General features: G+C 44.2%; 22 protein-coding genes. 7 read left to right on the forward strand and 15 right to left on the reverse strand.

The genetic code is table 11. From position 1 onward, the window contains the following. Positions 1-11 precede the first annotated feature (11 nt). The 4 genes from ACED42_RS15370 to glpT all read right to left on the reverse strand — a co-directional run bounded on the left by ACED42_RS15370 (position 12) and on the right by glpT (position 4288). Positions 12-956: a D-2-hydroxyacid dehydrogenase family protein gene (locus ACED42_RS15370; protein ID WP_371703205.1), complete on the reverse strand. Its 945-nt coding sequence runs from the start codon at positions 954-956 to the stop codon at positions 12-14. 94 nt (positions 957-1050) lie between these two features. After that, positions 1051-1518, reverse strand: a complete 468-nt coding sequence (locus ACED42_RS15375; RefSeq protein ID WP_371703207.1) for an ASCH domain-containing protein — start codon at positions 1516-1518, stop codon at positions 1051-1053. A gap of 262 nt (positions 1519-1780) precedes the next feature. Beyond that, positions 1781-2836 carry a glycerophosphodiester phosphodiesterase gene (gene glpQ, locus ACED42_RS15380; RefSeq protein WP_108208561.1) on the reverse strand — a complete coding sequence of 352 codons (1056 nt, stop codon included), beginning with the start codon at positions 2834-2836 and terminating at the stop codon, positions 1781-1783. Between the two features lie 78 nt (positions 2837-2914). Further along, complete coding sequence (gene glpT, locus ACED42_RS15385) at positions 2915-4288, reverse strand: glycerol-3-phosphate transporter (protein ID WP_371703209.1); 1374 nt, start codon at positions 4286-4288, stop codon at positions 2915-2917. A gap of 559 nt (positions 4289-4847) precedes the next feature. Here glpT and ACED42_RS15390 point away from each other — a divergent pair. Together ACED42_RS15390 and ACED42_RS15395 are read left to right on the forward strand one after the other, a co-directional pair. Beyond that, on the forward strand, positions 4848-5561 hold the full coding sequence (locus tag ACED42_RS15390) for a membrane lipoprotein lipid attachment site-containing protein (protein WP_371703210.1): 714 nt from the start codon (positions 4848-4850) through the stop codon (positions 5559-5561). Between the two features lie 177 nt (positions 5562-5738). Then, on the forward strand, positions 5739-6239 hold the full coding sequence (locus tag ACED42_RS15395; protein ID WP_371703212.1) for a hypothetical protein: 501 nt from the start codon (positions 5739-5741) through the stop codon (positions 6237-6239). Positions 6240-6386: 147 nt separating this feature from the next. Here the strand turns inward: ACED42_RS15395 and ACED42_RS15400 are convergent, their stop codons facing one another. The 4 genes from ACED42_RS15400 to ACED42_RS15415 all read right to left on the reverse strand — a co-directional run bounded on the left by ACED42_RS15400 (position 6387) and on the right by ACED42_RS15415 (position 8670). Beyond that, positions 6387-6641 carry a DUF3297 family protein gene (locus tag ACED42_RS15400; RefSeq protein ID WP_004733911.1) on the reverse strand — a complete coding sequence of 85 codons (255 nt, stop codon included), beginning with the start codon at positions 6639-6641 and terminating at the stop codon, positions 6387-6389. Positions 6642-6881: 240 nt separating this feature from the next. After that, a complete protein-coding gene (locus ACED42_RS15405; RefSeq protein ID WP_371703214.1) occupies positions 6882-7316 on the reverse strand; it encodes a GNAT family N-acetyltransferase in 435 nt (144 codons plus the stop codon). 64 nt (positions 7317-7380) lie between these two features. After that, on the reverse strand, positions 7381-7515 hold the full coding sequence (locus ACED42_RS15410) for a hypothetical protein (protein WP_009846853.1): 135 nt from the start codon (positions 7513-7515) through the stop codon (positions 7381-7383). A 24-nt stretch (positions 7516-7539) separates the two neighbouring features. Beyond that, entirely contained in the window at positions 7540-8670 is a 1131-nt protein-coding gene (locus ACED42_RS15415) for a PcfJ domain-containing protein (protein WP_371703216.1), read from the reverse strand. A 235-nt stretch (positions 8671-8905) separates the two neighbouring features. Here ACED42_RS15415 and ACED42_RS15420 point away from each other — a divergent pair, with 235 nt between their 5' ends. The 4 genes from ACED42_RS15420 to ACED42_RS15435 all read left to right on the forward strand — a co-directional run bounded on the left by ACED42_RS15420 (position 8906) and on the right by ACED42_RS15435 (position 13192). Further along, positions 8906-9328 (forward strand): universal stress protein, encoded by a 423-nt coding sequence (locus ACED42_RS15420; RefSeq protein ID WP_012604051.1) that lies wholly within the window; start codon positions 8906-8908, stop codon positions 9326-9328. A 191-nt stretch (positions 9329-9519) separates the two neighbouring features. Next, positions 9520-10896, forward strand: a complete 1377-nt coding sequence (locus ACED42_RS15425; RefSeq protein ID WP_371703218.1) for a DASH family cryptochrome — start codon at positions 9520-9522, stop codon at positions 10894-10896. Then, on the forward strand, positions 10893-12452 hold the full coding sequence (locus tag ACED42_RS15430; RefSeq protein WP_371703220.1) for a cryptochrome/photolyase family protein: 1560 nt from the start codon (positions 10893-10895) through the stop codon (positions 12450-12452). The genes ACED42_RS15425 and ACED42_RS15430 overlap by 4 nt, the downstream gene beginning before the upstream one ends. Next, positions 12452-13192 (forward strand): SDR family oxidoreductase, encoded by a 741-nt coding sequence (locus ACED42_RS15435; protein WP_371703222.1) that lies wholly within the window; start codon positions 12452-12454, stop codon positions 13190-13192. The genes ACED42_RS15430 and ACED42_RS15435 overlap by 1 nt, the downstream gene beginning before the upstream one ends. A gap of 193 nt (positions 13193-13385) precedes the next feature. Here ACED42_RS15435 and ACED42_RS15440 read toward each other — a convergent pair whose 3' ends face one another. The 7 genes from ACED42_RS15440 to ACED42_RS15470 form a co-directional block, all read right to left on the reverse strand. Further along, positions 13386-14270: a PA4780 family RIO1-like protein kinase gene (locus ACED42_RS15440; RefSeq protein ID WP_371703227.1), complete on the reverse strand. Its 885-nt coding sequence runs from the start codon at positions 14268-14270 to the stop codon at positions 13386-13388. Between the two features lie 89 nt (positions 14271-14359). Continuing rightward, complete coding sequence (locus ACED42_RS15445; RefSeq protein WP_102307268.1) at positions 14360-14503, reverse strand: DUF2256 domain-containing protein; 144 nt, start codon at positions 14501-14503, stop codon at positions 14360-14362. A 204-nt stretch (positions 14504-14707) separates the two neighbouring features. Then, a complete protein-coding gene (locus ACED42_RS15450; RefSeq protein WP_371703224.1) occupies positions 14708-18424 on the reverse strand; it encodes an AAA family ATPase in 3717 nt (1238 codons plus the stop codon). 5 nt (positions 18425-18429) lie between these two features. Then, a complete protein-coding gene (sbcD, locus tag ACED42_RS15455; RefSeq protein WP_371703225.1) occupies positions 18430-19683 on the reverse strand; it encodes an exonuclease subunit SbcD in 1254 nt (417 codons plus the stop codon). A 238-nt stretch (positions 19684-19921) separates the two neighbouring features. After that, positions 19922-20578, reverse strand: coding sequence for a glutathione S-transferase family protein (locus tag ACED42_RS15460; RefSeq protein WP_017097440.1), 657 nt, complete (start codon positions 20576-20578; stop codon positions 19922-19924). Positions 20579-20870: 292 nt separating this feature from the next. Then, positions 20871-21467, reverse strand: a complete 597-nt coding sequence (locus ACED42_RS15465) for a LysE/ArgO family amino acid transporter (RefSeq protein ID WP_029223870.1) — start codon at positions 21465-21467, stop codon at positions 20871-20873. 14 nt (positions 21468-21481) lie between these two features. Beyond that, positions 21482-21940, reverse strand: a complete 459-nt coding sequence (locus ACED42_RS15470; protein ID WP_017097442.1) for a GNAT family N-acetyltransferase — start codon at positions 21938-21940, stop codon at positions 21482-21484. A gap of 226 nt (positions 21941-22166) precedes the next feature. On the opposite strand from ACED42_RS15470, the gene ACED42_RS15475 reads away from it, so the two are divergent. Next, entirely contained in the window at positions 22167-23492 is a 1326-nt protein-coding gene (locus ACED42_RS15475; RefSeq protein WP_017097443.1) for a sensor domain-containing diguanylate cyclase, read from the forward strand. Positions 23493-23646 lie beyond the last annotated feature (154 nt).

Here is a 23646-nt window from a genome sequence, read left to right on the forward strand (position 1 = left end):
AGATTCTATCGCTATATGCCATCCCTTTGATAGGACAGAATGTTGTCGAAGGCAATATCGAAGTAGAGTTCGTAGCTATTTTGTTCAACATAGCCCAAATGTGGAGTTGCAGTGACGTTTGGTAAGGACAATAGCGGTTCGGAGTCTGTTGTTACTGGCTCACAATCGAACACATCAATAGCGGCTGTTTTGGTCGGTATCTCGCGTAGTTCATGATACAGGGCCATCGGTTCGACTAACTCGGCACGGCTGATGTTCACAAACAGTGAGTCCGGCTTCATCAAGCTTAGGTCGTGTGCCTTAACACATCCTCTGGTCGCATCATTCAAACGCAAATGCAAAGAAAACACATCAACTTCTCGGAAGAAGTCTTGTTTGGTTGCTGCTGCTTCGAAGCCATCTGCTTGTGCTTGATCGCGTGAAGCTTGGCTGCCCCACACTACGACAGACATCCCAAATGCTTGGGCATATTGTGCAATGCATTTGCCGATCTTGCCGTAGCCCCAAATACCAAGCTTCAAGCCCTTCAAAGTTCGACCTAACCCTAACGAGCCAGAATCTTGCCACTGGTTTTGCTTAAGGTTTGACGCGTAAGTAGGAATGTGGCGCGATGCAGCCATAATCAGCGCCCAGCATAGCTCGGAAGGCGCAACAGGCGAGCCTAGACCTTCTAAAACGGTAACACCAAATCGTTCGCACATTTGCGAGTCGATATGGTTACTCACTTTGCCCGTCTGGCTAATCAGTTTGAGGTTAGGGAGTTGTGATAACAGAGATTCGGTGATCTCGGTTCTTTCACGAATGAGCACAATGGCTTCAAACGAGACCAACTTAGCGACGAGATCTTGCTTCGAGTAAGTCTCGGTAAATACCGAGACATCGTGTTGTTCGAGTTTTCGGTAACAATCGAGGTCTTTAACAACGTTCTGGTAGTCATCCAATATCGCTATTTTCACATCACTCTCCTTGTGATTGTTAGTTATCTTGTATTGTTCAAATGAAGACTAAAGTGCCATGCCTCGAGATTCAACATGGCACTCACTGGGGAGTTCACTGTTGATAAACCACTTTGAAACGCTCCAACATAAGTAACATGTCTTCACTTGGTGAGATCTTGAGTTCTTCACATTCACGAGAGAAGAAGTTCCAGTGAGCTTTTCTCCACCATTCTAGTGTTTTGTCACCCTCGCCTTCTGCAGCAGCAAACTCCGCATTCACTTCGTTGTATTTGCACGACGACACCGACGTGATCTCAACAATACAGACAGGCTCACCATCCCAATCGGTGACGACTTGTAAGTGACCAACTATGGGTCTCGTCTCGCCTTCATGGGTATACCAGTGTTCAAGGCCGCAGGACGCCTGTTTTTCACCTTTTAAAATCAACTGCGCGCATAGGTTGGCGTTGTACTCGTCGGCGCAGTAATAATCAGTACTAAAGGAGGTGTATTGCGAGGCAACGTCTGCTGGCAATGTGTTGAGGTAGCTATCAAGATAAGCTTGGCTTCTTTCTTCCATGATCTTTCCAAGTTCAATATTAGGTTGAGCCGATAAATACTTATAGATTAAGCATCTGGCTGCATTGGGAGTAACCTATCAAGTCAGGTTATTGCTGTAAACCGAGTGAATATCAAAATGTGGGCTGAGAAAGAAGAATATGGGTAGGATTTCGAGGCCAGTACAAGAAGAGCCAAAAAGTAAAAAAGAGCTAAAAGCGCCTTTAGGCTGTGCTTTTCGCTCTTCGTACCTCGTTACTAGAACCTCGTAACTGAGCAGGAAATTAACGTTTTAAGAAGTCGACCGCTTTGTCCGGGAAGTCGGTAAACACACCATCGACTTTTACTTGATTGTAAAAAACATCCAACATGCCATCAAAATTATCGGCATAAGCTGGGATTCTTCCTGGATCAGCACGGAACGTGTACGGGTGAACGTCTAAACCAGCGTCTTTTGCTGACTTCATTAACGGTTTAATAATGATGTTATCTTTGGTCGATGCATCGTCCACCAGCATAGGTTTCCATGGGCCAATGCCATCAGCATAGCTAGCGACTTTTGCCATTCCGCCCCTCTCAAACATCCAGTCATAACTATACGGCGTTGCTTTGTCACCTTGGTACGTCATGGTTTCATTCCAATCTGTGTAAGCCATCAACTGAACGAGCTTAAGATCCATTTCCATAGCTGGCATTAACTCATCATTAATGCGTTGCAATTCATTGGCGTCGAAACACTGCAAATACACTTTGTCGTCTTTCGATAAATACCCATATTGTTGCAAAGTCGCGAGCACAGCTTTAGAGATGTCTTTGCCTTCGTGACGATGGAACCAAGGTGCCTTAATTTCAGGATAGATGCCCACGTCATAACCTAAGGTCTTATTTAAGCCTTGGATCAGCTCGATCTCTTCAGCAAAGGTAGCGACACGAAAATCAGACTGCCACATAGGGAAGCGTGCTGGGAACCCAGCCACTCGATTACCTTGGTCATCTAGGTTAAAGCCTTCAGTCACTTTTAATGATTTGATCTCGGCAAGCGTAAAATCAATCGCGTAATAGCGGCCATCTGCTCGTGCACGGTCTGGAAAGCGGTCAGCAACATCAGTGACGCGATCTAAATAGTGATCATGCAAAACCACCAATTGGTCATCTTTGGTCATCACTACATCTTGTTCGATATAGTCAGGTTTCATTGCGTAAGCGAGTGCTTTAGCCGGTAATGTATGCTCGGGTAGATAACCAGAAGCACCGCGATGTGCAATCACTAAAGGATCGGCGAACGCATTTGCAGATAAGCTAAGTGCTAATAAAGTCAGAGACCGTGACGTTGTTTTCATTATTGTTTCCCTTGATAAAACAGAAGCAGGATATACCTGCCTCTGTTGTTATTAGTATGGTGTGGTTCAGCTAATAAACTACTGAGTTAGCGCTTCTTTCTCTCGTTCGAGATCTTTTTGTTTATGGTGCGCACGCTCACCGAGGAAGGCGTAAAGCAGACAAATTATTGAAGCAACACAAGCACCGACCAAGATAATGAAGCCGCCATCCCAACCGTAATGGTCAACCATAAAGCCGAGTATTGCGTTCGCAGCAACCGCGCCACCTAGGTAACCAAATAGACCCGTTAAGCCAGCCGCTGTACCTGCCGCTTTCTTTGGTGCAAGTTCAAGTGCATACAAGCCTATTAGCATTACCGGACCATAAATAAGGAAGCCAATCGCAATCAGTGCCAACATATCAACCGTTGGGTTACCCGCTGGGTTCAACCAATATACCAACACAGCAACTGTTACTAGAACCATGAACAAGATACCTGCAGGTGCGCGTCGGCCTTTGAATAACTTATCTGAAATCCAACCACACAATAACGTTCCAGGAATACCTGCCCACTCGTACAGGAAGTAAGCCCAAGAGGATTTATCTACCGAGAAGTCTTTTGCTTCTTTTAAGTAAACTGGAGCCCAATCGAGTACGCCATAGCGGATAAGGTATACAAACGCGTTAGCAATCGCGATTGACCACAGTAACTTGTTAGAGAAAACGTACTTAAAGAAGATCTCTTTCGCCGTCATTTCTTTCTCGTGAGACGTATCGTAGTCGTCAGGGTAATCGTCTTTGTGTTCTTCAATCGGTGGTAGTCCACAAGATTGAGGCGTGTCTCTTACCGTAAACCAAACGAAGATAGCAACGAGAGTGGCAAAAAATGCAGGAACATAAAAAGCGGTTCGCCAATCATCGTTAAAAGCCCACAGTCCCAATAAGAACATCGGGCCAATCAAGCCGCCGCCCACGTTGTGAGCAACGTTCCATACCGATACGATCTCGCCACGCTCTTTGCGTGACCACCAGTGAACCATGGTTCGCCCACAAGCTGGCCAGCCCATGCCCTGAAACCAACCATTCAAGAACAGCAGGATAAACATCGCAGTGATGCTGCCTGTCGCCCATGGCATGAAGCCGAAGCAGAACATGACCAATGCCGACATTAACAAGCCGCCACTGAGAAAATAACGAGGATTAGAGCGATCAGAAACACTGCCCATTAAAAACTTAGATAAACCGTAAGCGATGGATACTGCGGCTAAAGCAATCCCTAGCTCTCCTCGACTGTACCCTTGCTCAATCAGGTATGGCATCGCCAAACTGAAGTTTTTGCGGACTAGGTAGTAACCGGCATAGCCAACAAAGATGCCGAGAAAAAGCTGCCATCGTAATCGTGTGTAGGTGCTATCGATCTTATCGGTAGATAAGCGATCAATATGCGCCATAGGTTTGAATATTCCAAACATAGGAACCTCATGTGTATTGGGCGATAGAAATAAAATGCTCGAACGAAAAAAATGTAGCGCTCATTCGAAAGCCTGGGAATTGTATGTGCTTCAGGATTATTTTCTGTGATAGAGATAGCCATTAACAATAAATAACCTTAAATACAGCACTTTAGTTTCATTTAATTAGACTACGCTTCATATTTTTGTTTGTTGGTTTCTTATTCGAGGAAGGCATTTGTATATAAATCATACTTTCGAGTGAGCAATTTATTATCAATTTCACTTAACAGAATGTTCGGAACTTCAGTGTGGTAGTTATCAGATCAATAGATTGGCACACACAGAGCATGCATAGTGAATGAGTCAGAATATAAGCTTGCGCAATGCATAGCACAAATAACACATAGCAGATCGTGATGTATTGTATTTCTTTTCGTTTATTTATCGAATTACCAAGGTTGTTTATTGTACATCTCAAGCGATGCAGCAATGTCTATACACAAGGCGTGTACCCGTCACCTAGTAGTGAAGTTAGTCAGTGAGCATCTTACGAATTCAATAAACGATAGGAAATATCATGAACAAATCACTTATCGCACTCGTTCTTACTGCAGTTTTAGCAGGTTGTTCATCTAGCGGTGGTTCTGAACCAGCACAACCTCAATTTGATGGTGATTATGGTTTCGAAAACATTGACCCAGGTTTTGGTAACGGGGAGCCATCTTTTGACGGTGATAATGGTTATGACAACGCAGACCCAACGTACGGCAACCCAAAAAGTATTGCCGAAAGAATTGATGAAGCTGATTTAGGTTTTGTTCATATCCCTGAATTGGGAGACATTCCTTTCTTTAACCGAGATGACAGCGATGCCCATGTCTCAGCCGTTCGAGAGCAGGTTAGCGACGAGCACACTCTCTACAGCATCTACGTGGATGATAAGCGTGTTGGTGAAGTCATCATTCGTGACAACTATGTCACGGTTAGCTCTGGTGACAAGATGATCTCAGGTGAGCAGAAGTCTTATCTTGATACTGAACATACCTTTTGGACAGTAAAAGACACTAACGGCAATGTAGTTGGTGACTTTAAGCGTCTCGACGATGGTGTTTGGGTGTTCCGTGAAGAGATGAACCGTGAAACATTTGTGGTTAAGTATCACGATGGTCAGTGGAATTTTATCCCAGTTGCGGATATTAAAAATAAGGTTAAAGACAACTTGCCTTCTCAGGCAGAAGTTACCAAAGTTCGTGCAAAGATGCAGGTCAATAAGCTGCGTACTTTAAAATAACTATTACCCCCATTCCCATATCAAATAGGCATCCTCAAATCTAAGGGATGCCGTTCAAAACATCTACGAAGAAGACACTAACAAAAAGCTCAAGGAAGATCCGGACTAGGTTACTAATCTACTGGCGTTCAATACTTTGAATTCGCCGATATTTTGTATACATAAGCGAGAGATCCAATGACCATCAAAAAGCTTCCCCTTCTGACATTAGCTGCTGTCTTGCTATTCACTATGTCTAACGCACAAGCCTATGAACAAAACCAAGAGGAAACTGCGATTACATTTGGTCTCTCGGCTGAGCGTGGATGGAGAGATTGGTCTGCTTCTTACATAAAATATCGCGGCCCGGGTAGCATAGGTTATGGTATTGAGTTTACTCGTTCGGCTTATAACGAAGACGAAGAATCGTACGAATACAAACAACGTGACAACGAATATCAGTTTCACGCCCCTATTGGAATCACCGAAAACTTGTACATCACTCCCGGTTACGGGATTAAGCGAACACATACAGACGTAACTTTGGATAGCCGCGAGTTCTCTGACAGCTCAACCAAACAAGTCGGAGGCTTAGATGCCACCTATATTATGGACAGTGGCTTTGTAGTGACAGCAGGATTCGATAAAGCAGAAGGTGAAGACTTGGAATTCTCAATTAGTGCTGGTATCGCCTGGTAAAGGTAATAAGCCTAATAGATTTAGCAAACAAAAAGGGCCTAGATTTCTCTAGACCCTTTCAAGTAACAACTCTTAGTGACTTTATGTTTGCTAATTAGGCAAAACATTTGCTAACTACACGAAGTATTAGCTCGTCACACAAAGCGATTATTCTTCGATGTAAAAAGCTTCTACAGAGCCTTTTAGAGTAATAAGCATTGGCTGACCACGGCGGTCTAGCGCTTTTGGAGAAGGGATCTTAACCCAACCTTCGCTGATGCAGTATTCTTCAACATCAGTACGCTCTTTACCATTTAGACGAATGCCGATTGGGTATTCGAAACACTCAGCCACGTGGTGTGGGCTGCGTGGGTTACCTGCTAGATGATCTGGTAAAGCTGGTTTTGAATTAGTATCGCTCATGTTCATTACCTGTATGTACGTAAATAAAAAAAGTGCGCCATTCTAGTCAATATAGGCTTTGTGCTCAACAACTGCTGCAATAAATCGTAGTGATCGTTTTATTCAGCGTCTAGTTGTTTGATTTAAAGGCGATATAGGTATCATTTCAAACGAAAATTTAACAGGATTATACGTTGTTGATAAAGAGATAGGTTCAATACTCGATAGGTAGATAACCTAATAGTCGGCTTTGCTCTGAGCTTATCGAATAAGCTCTATACTCATCACTTTATGGTTTGCTTCTGAGTCGATATCGACGACTGACCAACCTAATCCTTGGTAGAGTTCCATTACATTGGTGTACACGTACAGTTGAGTTTGTACTGTAGAAGAAAACTGTTTTACACCACGATTAATCAATTCACTTGCAATACCTTGGCCACGCCATTGAGCATCAACATAAACAGCATTAATCCAAACCACATCTCTTACTTGATGAGGTTCCTGAAAATGGGAATACGCCAAGCCACCAATGACCACATTATCGCGAAGCGCTACTATTACTGGAGGGAGTTGTACGCAGTCTTTATAGATATCTTTAAACTTAAAATCCGACCATTCACTTTGAAACAAGCGCTCTAATTCACTCCAATATGGCGAACTTTCATCGCAATTTCTAAAGATTACTTTCTGCATGTTTCCGTCCTTTGAAGGGCTAATACGGCCATCCTAACCTTGGTTTATATCAGTGTAGGTAAAATTACTCTTCTTCGTCGTAATCGTCTGCAGGGTCTTGATTGATTTCTTCGCCACACCCTAAGCATTCGGCTTGCAAATCTGTTGGCATCACAATAATCAAACCACAATGCGGGCATAAATCACCTTGTTGAAACATCCTGTTATTCCTTCTACTTCACAGCTATTGCTTCGGATACTTTTGCTTACTCGCTTCTAACCAATCATGAATCACTTGGCGAGCAGACTCGGATGGCGGTGCATTTCGTTTCCCACAAATCTGGTCAATTTCAAACGGAAAGGCTTTGCTTGGAACACGACGTAGGCCAATGGTTAAGCGCTGAGGCTTGAGCATTCGAAACACCACATAGCGGTCGCTCATGATTCGATTGTGATAGACGCCAATACAATGTTTTTGTTCCACGCCCTCTTGTTCAAGGTCGTAGTAATCAGTAAGCGGATGAATATTGTCGTTACCTAGCAAAGGAACCGGGTAAGGAATGTCTTTATCCATTGGGCGGTTACCTTCTAAACGACGCAGTTGACGTTGCTCTGTCCATCTATCGTGAAGTTGTTCGAACATCGCAAATGAGTTCTGGCTGGTAATGGCGCGTAATGGATCATCCATCTCCAAATCTAGTCCTAACAATATCGCATCTTGGAACATCGCCATTTTTGAAGGCGCATTAAGCCTGCCCTCTTCCACCATCGCAATGCCCAATCGACTGCCGGTTAGAAATGGATGAACTTGGTCCAAACGAAGCGCTGTGTAGCCAACTTTGGAATAGTGCTTGAATTTAAGAACACGTCTTTGTAGCGGTTCAAGAATTCGTACAATGTGGTCGAGCTCATCACCGACGTTGTAGTTAAGCTCTAGCTTATCGATGGATTTTAGGGTCGCTTTACTGCCATCTAAGCCCAGTTTGGCTAAGATTCTCTTTTGCCCTAAACGACTCAGTTCCAATGCTTTCTTGTTATCAACACTGTGTTTCATGCAGATTAACGCCAAGATAACCGGCCTTAATTCAAGCAGTTGAGCCGCCTCATAAGTGTTCGCCGCGAGCCAAAGCATCTGGTATTGATACTCTGGAAAATCATCGGTGATCTCACGATAACGAGCTGGCAATGAATCCAACCAACGACCATTCACATCAAACTGCTCAACGAGGTTTAAGCTCAAGCCAATACCACCATCGAGCGGTCGTCTACCATCTTCAAATACGTGAAAACCGACAAGCTTTTGAGACCAATCTCGGATCTCAATATCGTAGTCGAAACCTAACGTCCTAGTGGGAATGGTGAGTAGTGCTGTCATTGATGCCTCTTCGTTATTGGCGCATTAAACCGTAAAGCCTATCTAACAGAATAAGCTAGCGCTTCAACCACTATAACAACCTTTTGTAAATTTCTTATCAATCAAAGCGATATAAATACGATAGTGCTTAGAAGATCATTGAATGATGAATTTATGCAATATGAGATCTCTTCGATATCATTTGTGCTAACAAAAACTATGCTTGTTATATAACTGATAACACGAGGCTTTAATTATGGAATACCGACATATTCTGGTCGCTGTTGAAATGTCCGACGACACTAAGATTCTGATTGATCGAGCGACCTTCTTCGCAAACAAACTAGAGGCTGGCATTTCGTTTGTTTATATCGACGGCACGCATGGAGAGATTTACCCTGAACTCGTTGATATTCAGGGAAATGAAGGCGATCTACCCATCAATGAAGATTCCGTTAAACATTTGAAAGAGTTTGAGGCCTACGCTAAACACCCAATCAAGCACATATTCGTGGGAACGGGAGATTTGAATGATAAGCTCAAAAATACCATCGAGGTAAATGGCGTTGACCTACTACTATGTGGCCATCACCACGATTTTTGGCATAAAATCATTTCCCATTCGAAACAGATCATCGACACATCTCCGGTCGATATTCTAATCGTTCCAATGGATTAGATACTGCCGTTCGAACTTTAAAAACTTCTGCATTGCCAATCTCTATCGGTATTATTGGTTGGCTTCATACTCTCCTTAACATCCCTCTTTGCGCTTAGTTCAGTCATTACCTTTTCAAAACAATCATTTGTGATCTTGTCAGCTTATCAACTCGTAAGCGTCTAATAATTAAAAAATTACGAGTGTAAGTAATGAAAAAGATTGGTCTCTATCTTTTTACAAACGACTTAAGAATCAACGACAATCAATTGCTCCATTGCGCTGCACAGAGGGTCGAAAAACTCATTTGCGTGATTGTCGAACCCACTTTGGTTCGTTTCTCTGCTGATTTAGCGCAAGAGCAAAGTTATGGCGCACATCGCCAGGCTTTTGTTTCACAATCGATAGCCAATTTAGAATCGAATTTAGTAAAGCTAGGGCAGCAAGTTGTCATGATTCGCAGTAATCATTTAGAACCCGACACAACCGAGCAAACACTCAGCCAAATTATTGCTACACAGCACGTCACCCACTTTTTCGCCAATGCACACTGCGGTTACGATGAGCGACGATTGATTCATTCAGTACACCGTCGTCACCCTGACTTAATAACATGCTTGCCACATCACTCGACCTTGATTGACTCACATGAGCTGCCGTTTGAATTATCAAAAGTCCCGAGCTCGTTTACCAAATTTAGAAAGCTAGTCGAACACTTAGACGTTAATCGCCGTGAGACGGTTATTTCAGCTCTACCACCAGCAGTGAGACTAGCATCGACATCGACAATCTCATTATTCAGTTCACCAAATGATGAAAGCGCAGTAATAAGCGATTATTTGGGTGGCGAAGATGCCGGACTAGCGCATTTAGAAAACTACTTTTCACATGATTACGCTCTTAATTACAAGCAGACTCGAAACGCATTTGACGGCATCGTAAACTCAACCAAGTTCTCGCCGTGGTTGGCACTCGGCTGCGTTTCGCCTAAAACGATTTATCGACATTTGAAGCAGTTCGAAACCGAACATGGCAGTAACGATTCAACCTATTGGATCTATTTTGAGTTGTTATGGCGCGAATATTTCTATTGGACGTGTTTGTCACTGGGTTCCTCGTTGTTCGGTGAAACCTCAAACCATAAACTCGACTCTTCAAACTCCTCAGCGACGTTGAACCTGAATTTAGCCAAATGGAAAAGTGGCAATACCAACTACCCGATTGTCGATGCGTGTATGCGCCAACTTAACGAAACAGGCTACATGTCTAATCGAGGAAGGCAGCTGGCCGCTAGCTGTTTGATCTACGAACTAGGGATCGATTGGCGACACGGCGCAGCCTATTTTGAGAGCCAACTTATCGACTATGACGTGGCATCAAACTGGGGTAATTGGGCATATATAGCCGGAGCCCTGAACTCTCAGGTAAACACCCAAGCCAATAAGCAAAATAATGCTAAGCAACCTAAATCACGACATTTTGATTTGGCTATGCAAACGGATATGTACGATCCAGACCATGCGTTCATCAACAAGTGGAATGCGAGCAGCAAAGAACCTTTCTTAACCAACAATCAGGATATGTTATGAACTTCAAAACCGTGCGCCTTGTCTTAGGCGACCAACTCAATGTCCAGCACTCTTGGTTTCAACAGGTTGATGACGAGGTCACTTACATCATTGCCGAACTTAAGCAAGAGACTGACTACGTTGCATCGCACATCCAAAAGGTGGCGGCTTTTTTCTCGGCGATGGGCTATTTTGCCGACGAACTCAAACAACAAGGTCATCAGGTACTCCACTTAACTCTTGATGACACGACTCAATTTGAAAATCTTGATGCGCTATTGCAGCACTATGTCCACGAATTCGGCGCTGAGAAATTCGAATATCAAAGGCCAGATGAATATCGACTTCTCCAACAACTGGCAAAGCTGAAGTTAACCGGAGTAACCAAAGGCTGTAGCGATTCTGAGCACTTCCTGTTTCCGTTTGACGAGATTGAAACCCAATTTCCAAAAGACAAACACATCATGATGGAACACTTCTATCGTCGAATGAGAAAGCGTTTCGACATCCTGCTCGACGATGGCAAACCGGTTTGCGGAAAATGGAATTACGATGCAAACAATCGCAAGAAGCTGAAGAAACAAGACATCGAGAACCTGCCGCAACCGTTAATGTTTGCCAACGACATTTCTGCGATCTTAAAACGCATCGAGCATCATCAAGTTCAAACCATTGGTGAAGTTGGCGACCAATTATTATGGCCAGTTAACCGCGCACAAAGCTTGTCTTTACTCGCGCACTTCTGCCAAGTCTGTTTACCGCTGTTCGGTCAGTTTCAAGATGCGATGACGACAGAACACGACTCAAAATGGAGCTTGTACCATAGCCGCCTCTCCTTTTCGATGAACAGCAAACTGCTAAGCCCCCAAGAAGTGATTGATGCTGCGCTGTCGGCTTATCAAGCCTCTTCTAAGATAAACACACCCACTATCGACATTGCACAAGTCGAAGGGTTTGTACGCCAAATACTGGGGTGGCGAGAGTACATACGCGCCGTCTATTGGGCAAACATGCCTGCGTACGCCAATAAAAACCATTATTCAGCAACCAATAAGCTGCCTCATTACTTTTGGGATGGACAAACCAAAATGAATTGCATGAAGCATGCGATTGACCAGTCCCTTGAATTTGCTTACGCGCATCACATCCAAAGGTTAATGATCACTGGCAACTTCTGCTTAATTACGGGCATAGATCCCGACCAAGTCGACAGTTGGTACCTTGGTATATACGTCGATGCGATTGAGTGGGTCGAAATGCCAAATACGCGAGGTATGGCACTGTTTGCGGATGGCGGGATCGTCGGAACCAAACCATACTCTGCCAGCGGTTCTTACATCAACCGTATGAGTGACTACTGCAAAGGTTGTCACTACAAGATAAAAGAACGCAGCGGAGAGCAATCATGCCCTTTCAATAGCTTGTACTGGCGCTTTATGAACCAGCACCGCGATGCGTTAAACCGTAACCCACGTATGGGAATGTTATATCGCTCTTGGGACAACATGGACGAGCAATCACAACAAGCGATTCTCGATACTGCTGAACAACGAATCACAAACTTGGAGAACTTATAATGGTGGAACAACTCAGATTACACATATTGGTCATTGGTGGCAGCGGCGGTATTGGTTTCGCCGTGGTTAAGCACCTATTGTCTGAGCTGTCTCGCTTTGATTTTCTCGATGTACATGTCGACGCGACTTATCATTCACAACGACCAGAATTGGAAGATAACCGTTTAAATTGGCACCAAGTCGATGCCACCAACGAAGCTGATATTGAACGACTAAGCACTCAATTCGAGCGATTGGATTGGTTAATAAATTGCGTGGGTATGCTTCATACGCCAGACCTTGGTCCAGAAAAGAATTTGTCCTTTATCGACCCAGAATTCTTCCTGAAAAACATCTCGGTAAACACCCTACCTAGCTTATTACTGGCCAAGCACTTCACGCCGATCCTCAAATCCAGTGACAATCCAAAATTTGCTGTGGTATCAGCCAAAGTCGGCAGCATTTCAGACAACCGATTAGGTGGATGGTATAGCTATCGCTCATCCAAAGCCGCACTCAACATGTTCATTAAAACCATGTCGATTGAATGGCAACGCACATTGAAAAAAGGCACAGTGTTAGCGCTCCACCCTGGTACAACCGACACAGCTCTATCTAAGCCATTTCAGACCAATGTACCGCAAGGTAAGTTGTTTGAGTCTAGTTATGTAGCTCATCAGTTGGTGGACATCATTCGAACGGCCACGCCGGATAAAAGCGGGCATTTCTACGCGTATGATGGTGAGCAATTGACTTGGTAGGGAGGAATACCAATCGCTGGCTTTGATGAATAGTAAAATTTGATGAGTGGTAAGAATAGAAAACCCAACAAAGCTATGACTCTGTTGGGTTTAGTAGTAAACGTGAAGCTGTTGGTTGAAACTAAAAATATGATCTCAACGAAGGGCACTCTAAGGGGTCAGTAATGACCAAAACTGATCATTACTATCACCGCTATTCAGCCCAGTTGAACTTGCTATCGTCGACACCTTCTTTTTCTTCCTTAACGCGCTCGCGGCGGCTTTGCTCTTCAGCACGGGCTGCGTCAATTTCTTGCATGATGGCATCAATATCTGCCAAGGCGTCACTTTCGGTAAACTCACCCGTTAGCTTGCTGTCTGGCTTCAAATCACCCTTCTCAAACAGTGCCCACATTTCTTTAGCATACTCAGTGGTCGCCAGTTCAGGGGCAAATTGCGCATAATAGTCACGGATGTTATTAACATCACGAGTCAGCATCCACTCAGCATTGTTGTTCGCAGATGCATCGACCGCTTGCGGCAAATCGATAATCACAGGACCATATTCATCAACCAATACGTTGAACTCAGACAAGTCGCCATGAATTAAACCAACGCAAAGCATCTTAACGACATAAGTCATCATCACCGCATGATCTTCAATCGCTTGTTCAGGCGGCATCACCACATCATTCAATCTTGGCGCGACATAACCTTCGTCATCAGTGACCAACTCCATCAGAAGTACGCCATCAAAGCAGCCATAAGGGACAGGCACGCGAACGCCTGCTTCTGCCAGCTTATACAAGGCATCCACTTCTGCACTTTGCCATACTTTTTCTTGTTGCTCGCGACCGAAACCAGAGCCTTTTTCCATCGCTCTAGCGCGGCGGCTATTGCGGACTTTTCGCCCTTCTCGATATGCCGTTGCTTTTTTAAAGCTACGTTGGCTTATTTCCTTGTACACCTTGGCACAACGGATCGTATCACCACAGCGTACTATGTACACTGACGCTTCTTTGCCACTCATGAGTTGGCTTTTCACCTCGTCGACTAAACCATCGTCAACTAAGGGCTGTATTCTTTTAGGTATCTTCATGTCGTCTTTATACATGAGTTACCTGACAGATAAAATATTAACTCGTTAAATGAGTGGTTATTCTCAATAGATTCTTAAATGAAGGGAGATTATGTGGGTTTTGTCTTGTGGCGACGACAACGTTCAGAGCAATAAATCACCTCTTCCCAACAACGTTGCCATTTTTTACGCCATGAGAATGGTTTGAGGCAAACGGGACATGTCTTGGTGGGTAGATGTTGTTTCTTGTGCATGACCGCTTCCTTGTCGATGAATCCATTAACCTATTCGTTGAAGAGAGATTCCCTATTACGCTCGTTCCTGACTTTAGCGAGTGACGACGATGTGATTGATAACAACCCCGACTCCGTCATCCTCGAGAAGGAGGAACGACCGAGTCGGGGATCTGATTCATCTAGCTCTGCTTCTATTTCTGCGCTGATAAATATAGCAAGAACCTAAGCGACAACCTTGTACTGTTTCTCCATCTCGCTCACGCCAAGGCCTGAATGTTTCGTCACTTTAAGTTGCACAGGCACACGCTCTTTCAGTGCTTCAACGTGGCTGATTACGCCTATCATCTTGCCTGACGCATTCAAGTTATCCAGCGCGTTTAGAGCAATGTCTAATGTGTCACTATCGAGCGTGCCGAAACCTTCATCTAAGAACAGAGAATCAATACTGGTTTTGTAGCTCACAAGATCAGAAAGCGCTAATGCCAGCGCCAAGCTCACCAAAAAGCTTTCGCCACCTGATAACGTCTTGGTGTCACGCATCACATCGCCCTGCCATGTGTCGAGCACTTGCAGTTCTAAACCATCGTCGGCTTTACGTTTTAGCTCGTAACGACCATGCAAACGCTGTAGCTGCTTGTTGGCCAAGTACACCAAGTTTTCCAGTGTTAGACCTTGAGCAAACTTACGGAACTTGTCGCCGTTCTTAGAACCAATAAGTGAATTCAGACGTGAGATATCATCGAACTCGATCTGTTGCTCGTCGATTTTCTTGAACAGATCTTGCTGATTGCTGCGGTTCTGGCTATCCGTTTCAAGATTGGCAGAAATTGCACCGATCTTTGTCGCATGGCTTTGCTGTGCGTTTTGACACTCAGTAGTCGCTTCTTCAACTTGCTGTTGGTCTTGCTCTTGCCATGCTTTCGCATTTTCGTGATTTTGTAGCTCCACTTGTGTCGCTTTGGCGGTGTTCAACCTAGCTTGCGCACTGACAATCGCTTCGTCTAAAGACTTCTTCAGGCTTTGAAGTTGAATTCTAATCTCTTCGTCTAACAACGCCGCTTCAAAATCAGACTCAACTTCGAAAGGACTAGCTTTCAGTGCTTGTAACCAAACATTCAACGCTTGTGTATGACTTGACTGCTTGCTGATCAACTCGCCAGAGAAGCTGGTGTGTTTGGTTTGCTCAGTTCGATGCTCCAGTTCACAACGGTTAAGCACCAACTGCGCAGCATCAAATGCATTTACCGCGTCAGTGACTTTTTGCTTCATCGCATTGCTGGTGGCTTGAATGTCTTTGTCACCAAACAACTCAGTTCTTTCAGCCGTTACACGAGTGAGCTCTGACACTAAAGACTCATGCTCTTGCGTCAGTGTCGCAAGCTCTTTCTCAACACTGCTTAGCTTGTCATCTAAAGTTTTCAGTTCGGCATTTTGAGTAATCAGCTGCTTTTCAATATCGGCCTGTTGCTGTTTAGTTTGCTGCCAAGTGCTTGATGCCTGTGATTTTGCAGTAAACCAATCATCGATATGTTCAAGTTCAGTCGCTTCGATAGCCGTTTGAACAATGCTCTCTTTCAAAGCGTTCCATTGCTGCTCTTTCGCTTGAGCAATCTGAGTCACTTGCTCGTTTGCGACTTGGTTTTGCTTATTCAGATCCGCTAAGCGTTGCTCGGCCAACTCGAGATTAGACTTCGCCTTGTCAGCCATAACACTTACCGACAAGCGTTGTTTCTCAGCTTCGGCATAATGTGCTTTAGCATCACCCAACGCTTTGAGTTGCTGCGAGAACTGACTTAGTTGAAGTTCACACTGCTGAGCAAAAATCGCAACCGTAGCTTCATTACCTAAATCGTGAATCGTTAGCAGCGCCAGTTCAGGAGCCATGCCAACGAAATCCGATAAGCTCTGTTGAAGCTTGCCGACAACACCTTGCCAATTCAGCTGAGCTTGTTGAATATCCGCTTGCGCACGTTGAATTTCATCGTTGAGTGCGGCAATCATAGGGGCAAGAGAATCTAACTGCTGACGATGCTCTTGGCCTTCTTTCTGAATCGCTGCTAATTCTTGTTCCTCAAGCTCTTTCTGGGCATTCAAATCCTTCGAACTTTGTGATTGTTCGATCGCATGGTCTGTTGAGCCACACAATGGGCAATCCATTCCCAGCTTCAATGCCGCACGATACTTCGCTAATTCGCCTTCTTGATCAATCAAACGTGTCAATCGCTCAAGCGAAGTCTTTTTTTCTTGATATCGATCCGCCAGCACTTCACGCTCTTTCGAAAGCTTCCCACGCAGCTCCGTATTAGTTTGATGTGCCTGTGTTTTTGCGTGCAGCTGTTGTTGGGCATTTAGGAAACCACGATTGATCTCGAGTAATGAGTGCGTATTGCGATTCCAAAACTCCAACAGATCTTTTTGCGAATTCAACACTTGCTCACTGGTGTTGCCTTGAAATGCTTCCCACTGTTGCTTTGCACTATTCTCTAGCACCACCAATTCAGCTAAGGTCTTATCTTGCGTTGCTTTAGCGTCTTGCGCAGATTTGATGATCGTTTGCTGTGCATCAACCGCACACAAAGCTTGCTTCGCTGAGTTTAGTTGTTCTGAATACTGACCCTCTAAAGTACGAACTTGCTCTACCTTTGCTTGCCACTGACCTAAGTATTTTTCCAGATGTTGGTCAGCTTGATGCGTATTTAGGTACTCAGTGCTGAGTTGATCTTGTTGCTTCAGTGCATCTATTTTTTGGACTAAAACGACCTGTTGATTACGCTGCTGCGTATGTTGCTCGTTTAGCGTGTTCGCTGCATTAACGGCCGCAATTTGTTTATCTTTGAGTACGGTAATTTGGTTGTCTAGCGGACGCACGAGATCGATGATCTTCTCTTGATCTTGTTGCTCGGTTTTTACCTGTTCGACAATCACACTGCTTTGAGTCAGTTGAATTTGCGCGTCTTTCTTCTCTGCATCACGAACCGCCAGTAACTTGGTGCTGTTATCTAAGTGAGCTTGAGTGGTATTCACCTCTAGTTCGCAACGCTTTAAATCTTTGTGCACTGGGCGTAACTTTTCAGCCGGCTCACTGTTTGCCAAGCGCTCTAGTGACGGTTGGTTACGGTCTAGTTCATCTTGAGCGGTTTTCAGATCGAGCTCACTAGCCGCTATAGTTTGCTCAGCTTTGGTCACGTCTTTCCACCAGCTAAGATGCGCTTGCCACTCTTTTAATTGCTCCGCTAAACGCTTCTGTTCCGCTTCTAACGTTTCTCGTTCTGCGGTTAGCTCTTGGATTTGCTCTTCAGACAGTAAGCTCACACCTTCTGCTTTGGCTTTAAGGTGATTAAGCGACTCTTCACTCGACTTGAAATGATCGTAGATGCGCTCAGAGATCAAGCTATAAACTTCGGTTCCCGTCAGCTCTTCAAGTAGCTCGGCACGGTCGTTAGCATTGGCATTTAAGAACGCCGCAAACTCACCCTGAGACAACATGATGGATTTAGTGAAGCGTGAGAAATCGAGACCTGTTACCTGCTCCACTAACTTTGTCTTCTTGGTCAACATGGTTTCTAAGACTTTGTCAGTGTCCGCATCGGCAAATTCACACGTTGGCGTTTGTAATGCGCCATCGTGTTTTCCGCGCGCTCGCTTTTGGTGGAAGTTAGAGCGATACGTTTTGCCCTGTACTTCAAACTCCAGTTCAGCAAAACACTCACCCGTGCCACGCGTCATTAATTCGTTGTTGCCTTTGGCGATACTTTTCAAACGCGGCGTGCGGTGGAACAATGCCAAACAAATCGCGTCAAGAATGGTGGTTTTACCCGCCCCTGTTGGGCCAGTAATCGCAAACAAGCCATTTTCCGCAAACGGTGATTGGGTAAAATCGAGCTTCCAACGTCCTTTCAAAGAGTTCAGGTTTTCAAATTCTAGGCTTAAAATCTTCATACTGGTTACTCTTCTACTTTGTTTGGCGCTTGAGCGCTCTCAGACACTTCAACCATCACTTGTTTAAACTTCACCGTCATGCGCTCTAAACGCGCTTTTTCAGAATCGGTTTCAAATTCTTCTAAGGCAATACGCTTCGTAAACACGTCCATCGGGCTCAATTCTGACAGCGTTTCTGCCGACTCTTGCTCTAATGCTTGATTGCGACGCTCTCTTGCTCTGCGCAATTGAAGCACTTCCACATTCAAACCTTCGGTTAGTGTGCGCATACGCTCTTGAAGATCCGACAAGTAATCTTGCGCTTGCACTTCTATCGATAACCACACGCTTTGGTCGCTATCTAAGCCTATATATTGATTCAGTTGAGATTCGATCTCGCTCAAGTCGCCTTTGATTTCAGCTAGGGGTTGGAACGTTGGAACTGGCAATTGAGAAATGGTGCGCTCGCCTTCAACAAACTCAACCACACATACCTGCTTTTGAGATTTAAGTTCATCAAAGCTTAATGGTATTGGTGAGCCGCAGTAACGAATGTATTCACGCTTTGCCACCACTTGTGGACGGTGGATATGACCAAGTGCAATATAGTCTGCGTCTGGGAAGCCATCAGCGGCAAAACCATCAAGGTTGCCGACATAGATGTCGCGTACAGAATCCGATTGTTGAACACCCATCGCCGTTAAATGACCAGTAGCGATAATCGGCATGTGCTCTCTGTTTTCAAACGTCGCACGTTTTTCTATAGCGGCATCATAAACACTTTGGTAGTGCTGTTTAATCGCTTCGCCGAGTTGTTTTTGGCGTTCAACACCGGTGACACCCGCCTGGCTGGTCAACACATCGCGAGGGCGAATAAAAGGAATGGCACAAACCAGCGCTTCTACATCGCCGTTCTTGCCTTTTAGTTCAACAACCTGAGTCGCATGATCTTCATTGGTATTAGGAATCACGTCTGCGCCCATGTATTTGAGCAGCTGTTGTGTCTCTTTTAGCACAGACACCGAATCGTGATTTCCACCTAACAACACCAATTGACAGCCGATCTTGTTCGAGTCGACCACGAACTTGTTATACATCTCACGAGCGTAACTCGGCGGTGTGCTGGTATCGAAAATGTCGCCAGCAACAATGATCGCGTCGATGTCGTGCTCTGTAACTTGCTCAAGTAACCATTGTAAAAACCGTTCATGTTCATTCTTACGGCTTTTATTGTAGAAGTTTTGGCCAAGATGCCAATCGGACGTGTGAAGAATCTTCATTGCTGCTCACTGGAAGTCTGTAATCCCTTTAATTTATCAAAATACCGATCAACTACCAAACGAGTTAGCATTATTTACCGTTTATAAGCTTGTGAAAACCAACTAATTTCAGGCTTTGGATCAACTATGCCCATAGCGTGACCAATCATTATTTTTGACATAAAAAAACCGCTCAACGTTAGAGCGGTTTTAGTTGTCTCTGGCCTAAACTATACGCCGTAAATTACTTAATCTTTATTTAGCGAGATTCAGCGAGACTAGCCAAGTAGTTATTCGTTAAATAAAATCCGCTGAACTTGTCAATAAAGTCCGCTGGAACGGTTTTATCGGTCAATCCAGATTCAATCAGAGCCGCTTGCCAACTCTGTACTTTCGGGAAGCTTTCTAGCATATCGAAGCCTGAACGCTCTTTAATTACAAATGCTCGGTGTAACAGTGGTAACCAAGCGATGTCGACGTTAGAGATGTAGTCCCCTTTAAAGAACTCAGTATCACCCAGTTTTTTCTCTGCCTTTAGGAACGCCTTTTGTAAATTGGCTAAGCGTGTTTCAAATGTCTCTTTGTCTTTACTCGCCATGGTGCCGCACTGTGGCATGTAATGTTTGCTCGCTTGATAAGACCAAGCACGGTCGAGTGCTTTCTGCTCGGGTGAAACCTCTTCAATAGGCGTATATTTATCGTCTAGATATTCAACAATTGCATCAGATTCAAAAAGGACGGTGTCGTTCTCTGTAATTAATACAGGTACCTGCCCGTTCGGTGAGATATCCAAAAACCACTGTGGTTTGTTATTCAGTTCAATGTACTCAATTTCAAACGGGACGTTTTTCATTACTAGTGAACCCATTACACGTTGAACAAATGGGCAGTTTTTAAAGCTAATCAATTTAGTCATTTTTGGCTCCGAATCGGGTTAATAATTTCTTGTTACACCCCTAAGACGAACCCAAAATTCAAAAGACGAAGAATAATTCGTTATTTCACGAAATAATTTAATTTGTTGTTATCAGGGCGTTTAAAACCAACAAAGAAATGCGAAATCTTTGCAAAGAATAGTTAATAGCTAGGGAGGCGAGACGGAGGGATACAGTACTAATTACTAATTAACGAGCTAACAAGCTAACAAGCCGTACTTTCCCCCACCAGCATTCAACTGATGAGGAGAAGTTAACGAAAGCAGAGCAAAACTAAACAACCAAAGATAGTGCAATTGATGCCATGATCACTCCTACAACAAACTCCAACATCTTCCATGATCTCGGGTTTTTAAACATTGGAGCTAAGAAGCGAGCACCATAGCCAAGTGAAAAAAAGAACACGAATGAAGCCGATACTGCACCTGCACCAAACAACATTTGATTTGGTTGATATTGTGTAGAGATAGAACCCAGCAATACCACAGTATCCAGATACACATGCGGATTAAGCCAAGTAAACGCTAAGCACATGGTAACTGCTTTGGTTAAAGAGTTTTTGGTTTCGACACCGGCTTCTAAGGCATGATTTTCGGTAAATGCTGAGCGAAAGCTCAAGAATGAGTAAACCCCTAAAAAGATAGCCCCACCGTAACGAGCAAACTGCTCAATTTGTGGAAACTGATCAACGATTGCACCAAAGCCCATCACACCAAAACTGATCAGTAATGCATCTGAAATCGCGCAGACAGCACAAATAGCAAACACATGCTGATTCTTTAAGCCCTGTTTAAGAACGAACGCATTTTGAGAACCGATCGCGAGAATAAGCGAAAGCCCGAGAGTAAAACCTGCAAAATAAGTCGGCATCAAAGGTTAGCCTCTTAACGTAACTCAATACTCATGAAATGACTGTGCGGGTCTAACACATAATTAGCAAAAGGTTCACAGTAACCAAAGCCAAATTTTTGATACAAATTACGCGCTGGCTTAAAGTAGTCTTCCGATCCCGTTTCTAGGCTAATACGTCGATATTGGCGAGCGGTTGCCGTATCCAAAACGTGCTGCAATAGCTTGCTTGCGACACCGGACTTTCTTGCAAACTGCGAGGTTCTCATTGACTTCAGTTCAGCGTGTTGTGTATCAAGCTCTTTAATGGCGACACACCCAAGCAGTTGGCTGTCTTTCCAAGCACTGAAAAAAGTAATCTCTGGCGACTTGAGCCCCTCTAGATCCAGTGCATGAACGCTTTCGACTGGCGATGTCGCATACATATCAGCTAAATGCTCTTCGAGTAGCTCAATAACCTCTCCACCCGACAAATCATCAATTTTTATTTCCATAACTCTTTAATTATCCTTAATAATTTTTTTATCCGTTTTAGATACAGTAAAATTACGCTACCCTCAAAAAGTTGCGTACGGCACACTTTAATCACATAGTCTCGTGACGCTTGCCGTGTTAGGTATCTGATAGCTTTGTCGATATACAGCAGTCACAATTTATTTACGACACCACCATTTATTTAAAGCACCTGTTTTTGGTGAGAGGATATGTAGTCAGATCTATATGAGCATCCAACTAGATTTAACCACAGCCACCCCTAGGCAGAATTTCGACTCTGCACAGGGCTATATTACGCTGCAAGACCACCGTGTCATCGATGTCGACGAAAACATTGCAAAAATCTTCGGTTACAGTTGCCGTGAAGCACTTCTCAACAACGTCGATTTTGTCTACTCATTAATACCCAAAGATTATCACGGCTCTGTCCGTGAACGTTACCTTTCTGCGATTAAAGGCCAACTGGGAAAGGGAAAGCTCTATAAAGATATTCCGGTGAATAACCGCCTTCTCTCGCTGTTTAGCCTTGCTCAAGCGGTCAGAGTCAACGACCGCCCCGCTCTTCGTGTAATGATCATAGATATTACCTCAGTTGTTGCTTCAGAGCGTAAACATCAAGAAAAAGATCGTATGTACCGGACTTTACTCAATAGTTCGAAACAGGGCGTGCTCGTCCACCAAAATTTCAAGCCTCTAATGGTTAATCAAGCCTGGGTTGAAATGCAGGGTGCCAAATCGATAGAAGCAGTGCTCGCCATGGACTCAATCATTTCAATTATTCCGCCGGACAGTCGTATCAATGCCATGAGACGCAGCCAGAGTATTCTTGCCGGTGATACACCAAGCTTCAGTTCTGTGGTTGAAAACCAATGCTTTGACGGGAGTAAAAAACACTTCAACATCTACGACAACATCATTAATTGGGAAGGCGAGAAAGCGATTCAAGTGGTGATAGAAGACGTTTCCGACAAGGTGATATTAGAACAAGAGCTACTGCACCGCGCACTTCACGACGATCTAACACAAGTGTTCAGCCGCAGTGCCATTTACGATTGGTTAAAAAAGCCGTTAAAAGAACAAACTGAGATGTCTTGTTTACTATTGGATATTGATGACTTCAAAAAGATTAATGACCAATTTGGACACAGTGTTGGTGACGATGTGATTCGCACTCTCGCGAATACCATTAAGAAGCACGTCAAAGCCTTGAACGGCGTGGTTGGCCGCTGGGGAGGTGAAGAGTTTATCGTCTTCTTTCCAAAAAACCGAACGACTCATGGAACCATTCTCAACACGGCATACTCACAAGCAAAAATTGTTGGTCAACGTATTTGCGAAGAATTTCGAACCCATCAATTCTTGGGATTTAATCGCACCAAGTTTCAATCAAGCGTCAGTATTGGCATTACCGACAGCTGCATCGTTCGTACCAACAACTCCCTAGATACGTTGATTCGAGTTACAGACGACGCGCTCTATCGTGCTAAATCCAACGGAAAAAATAGAGTCTCAGTAAACCACGAAGGTGCATGTATAGAGTGTGGCTCGTGAAACAATTGCTAAGCATCAAGAAAAGGTCATTTAAGCCTATAAGTTGACCCAAGATTTTCTTGTTATTTTTAAGTTCTAGTTTACTATGCGCCACCCCAATTTTTTGGTTCATCGCGGATTAGCGGGAACTTAAAACAAAAACGGTAGTAAGTGA

Source organism: Vibrio sp. FF145 (genome assembly GCF_041439075.1).
Taxonomy (GTDB): domain Bacteria; phylum Pseudomonadota; class Gammaproteobacteria; order Enterobacterales; family Vibrionaceae; genus Vibrio; species Vibrio tasmaniensis_A.

Bases quoted from the DNA above. Each gene is read 5' to 3' on its own strand.
- ACED42_RS15405 (WP_371703214.1), bottom strand. From the start codon at position 7,316: ATGCAGAAAGTAATCTTTAGAAATTGCGATGAAAGTTCGCCATATTGG.
- ACED42_RS15475 (WP_017097443.1), top strand. From the start codon at position 22,167: ATGAGCATCCAACTAGATTTAACCACAGCCACCCCTAGGCAGAATTTC.
- ACED42_RS15395 (WP_371703212.1), top strand. From the start codon at position 5,739: ATGACCATCAAAAAGCTTCCCCTTCTGACATTAGCTGCTGTCTTGCTA.
- ACED42_RS15435 (WP_371703222.1), top strand. From the start codon at position 12,452: ATGGTGGAACAACTCAGATTACACATATTGGTCATTGGTGGCAGCGGC.
- ACED42_RS15445 (WP_102307268.1), bottom strand. From the start codon at position 14,503: ATGCACAAGAAACAACATCTACCCACCAAGACATGTCCCGTTTGCCTC.
- sbcD (WP_371703225.1), bottom strand. From the start codon at position 19,683: ATGAAGATTCTTCACACGTCCGATTGGCATCTTGGCCAAAACTTCTAC.
- ACED42_RS15470 (WP_017097442.1), bottom strand. From the start codon at position 21,940: ATGGAAATAAAAATTGATGATTTGTCGGGTGGAGAGGTTATTGAGCTA.
- ACED42_RS15430 (WP_371703220.1), top strand. From the start codon at position 10,893: ATGAACTTCAAAACCGTGCGCCTTGTCTTAGGCGACCAACTCAATGTC.
- ACED42_RS15400 (WP_004733911.1), bottom strand. From the start codon at position 6,641: ATGAGCGATACTAATTCAAAACCAGCTTTACCAGATCATCTAGCAGGT.
- ACED42_RS15410 (WP_009846853.1), bottom strand. From the start codon at position 7,515: ATGTTTCAACAAGGTGATTTATGCCCGCATTGTGGTTTGATTATTGTG.
- ACED42_RS15390 (WP_371703210.1), top strand. From the start codon at position 4,848: ATGAACAAATCACTTATCGCACTCGTTCTTACTGCAGTTTTAGCAGGT.
- ACED42_RS15420 (WP_012604051.1), top strand. From the start codon at position 8,906: ATGGAATACCGACATATTCTGGTCGCTGTTGAAATGTCCGACGACACT.
- ACED42_RS15440 (WP_371703227.1), bottom strand. From the start codon at position 14,270: ATGAAGATACCTAAAAGAATACAGCCCTTAGTTGACGATGGTTTAGTC.
- glpQ (WP_108208561.1), bottom strand. From the start codon at position 2,836: ATGAAAACAACGTCACGGTCTCTGACTTTATTAGCACTTAGCTTATCT.
- ACED42_RS15460 (WP_017097440.1), bottom strand. From the start codon at position 20,578: ATGACTAAATTGATTAGCTTTAAAAACTGCCCATTTGTTCAACGTGTA.
- ACED42_RS15465 (WP_029223870.1), bottom strand. From the start codon at position 21,467: ATGCCGACTTATTTTGCAGGTTTTACTCTCGGGCTTTCGCTTATTCTC.
- glpT (WP_371703209.1), bottom strand. From the start codon at position 4,288: ATGTTTGGAATATTCAAACCTATGGCGCATATTGATCGCTTATCTACC.
- ACED42_RS15450 (WP_371703224.1), bottom strand. From the start codon at position 18,424: ATGAAGATTTTAAGCCTAGAATTTGAAAACCTGAACTCTTTGAAAGGA.
- ACED42_RS15415 (WP_371703216.1), bottom strand. From the start codon at position 8,670: ATGACAGCACTACTCACCATTCCCACTAGGACGTTAGGTTTCGACTAC.
- ACED42_RS15425 (WP_371703218.1), top strand. From the start codon at position 9,520: ATGAAAAAGATTGGTCTCTATCTTTTTACAAACGACTTAAGAATCAAC.
- ACED42_RS15375 (WP_371703207.1), bottom strand. From the start codon at position 1,518: ATGGAAGAAAGAAGCCAAGCTTATCTTGATAGCTACCTCAACACATTG.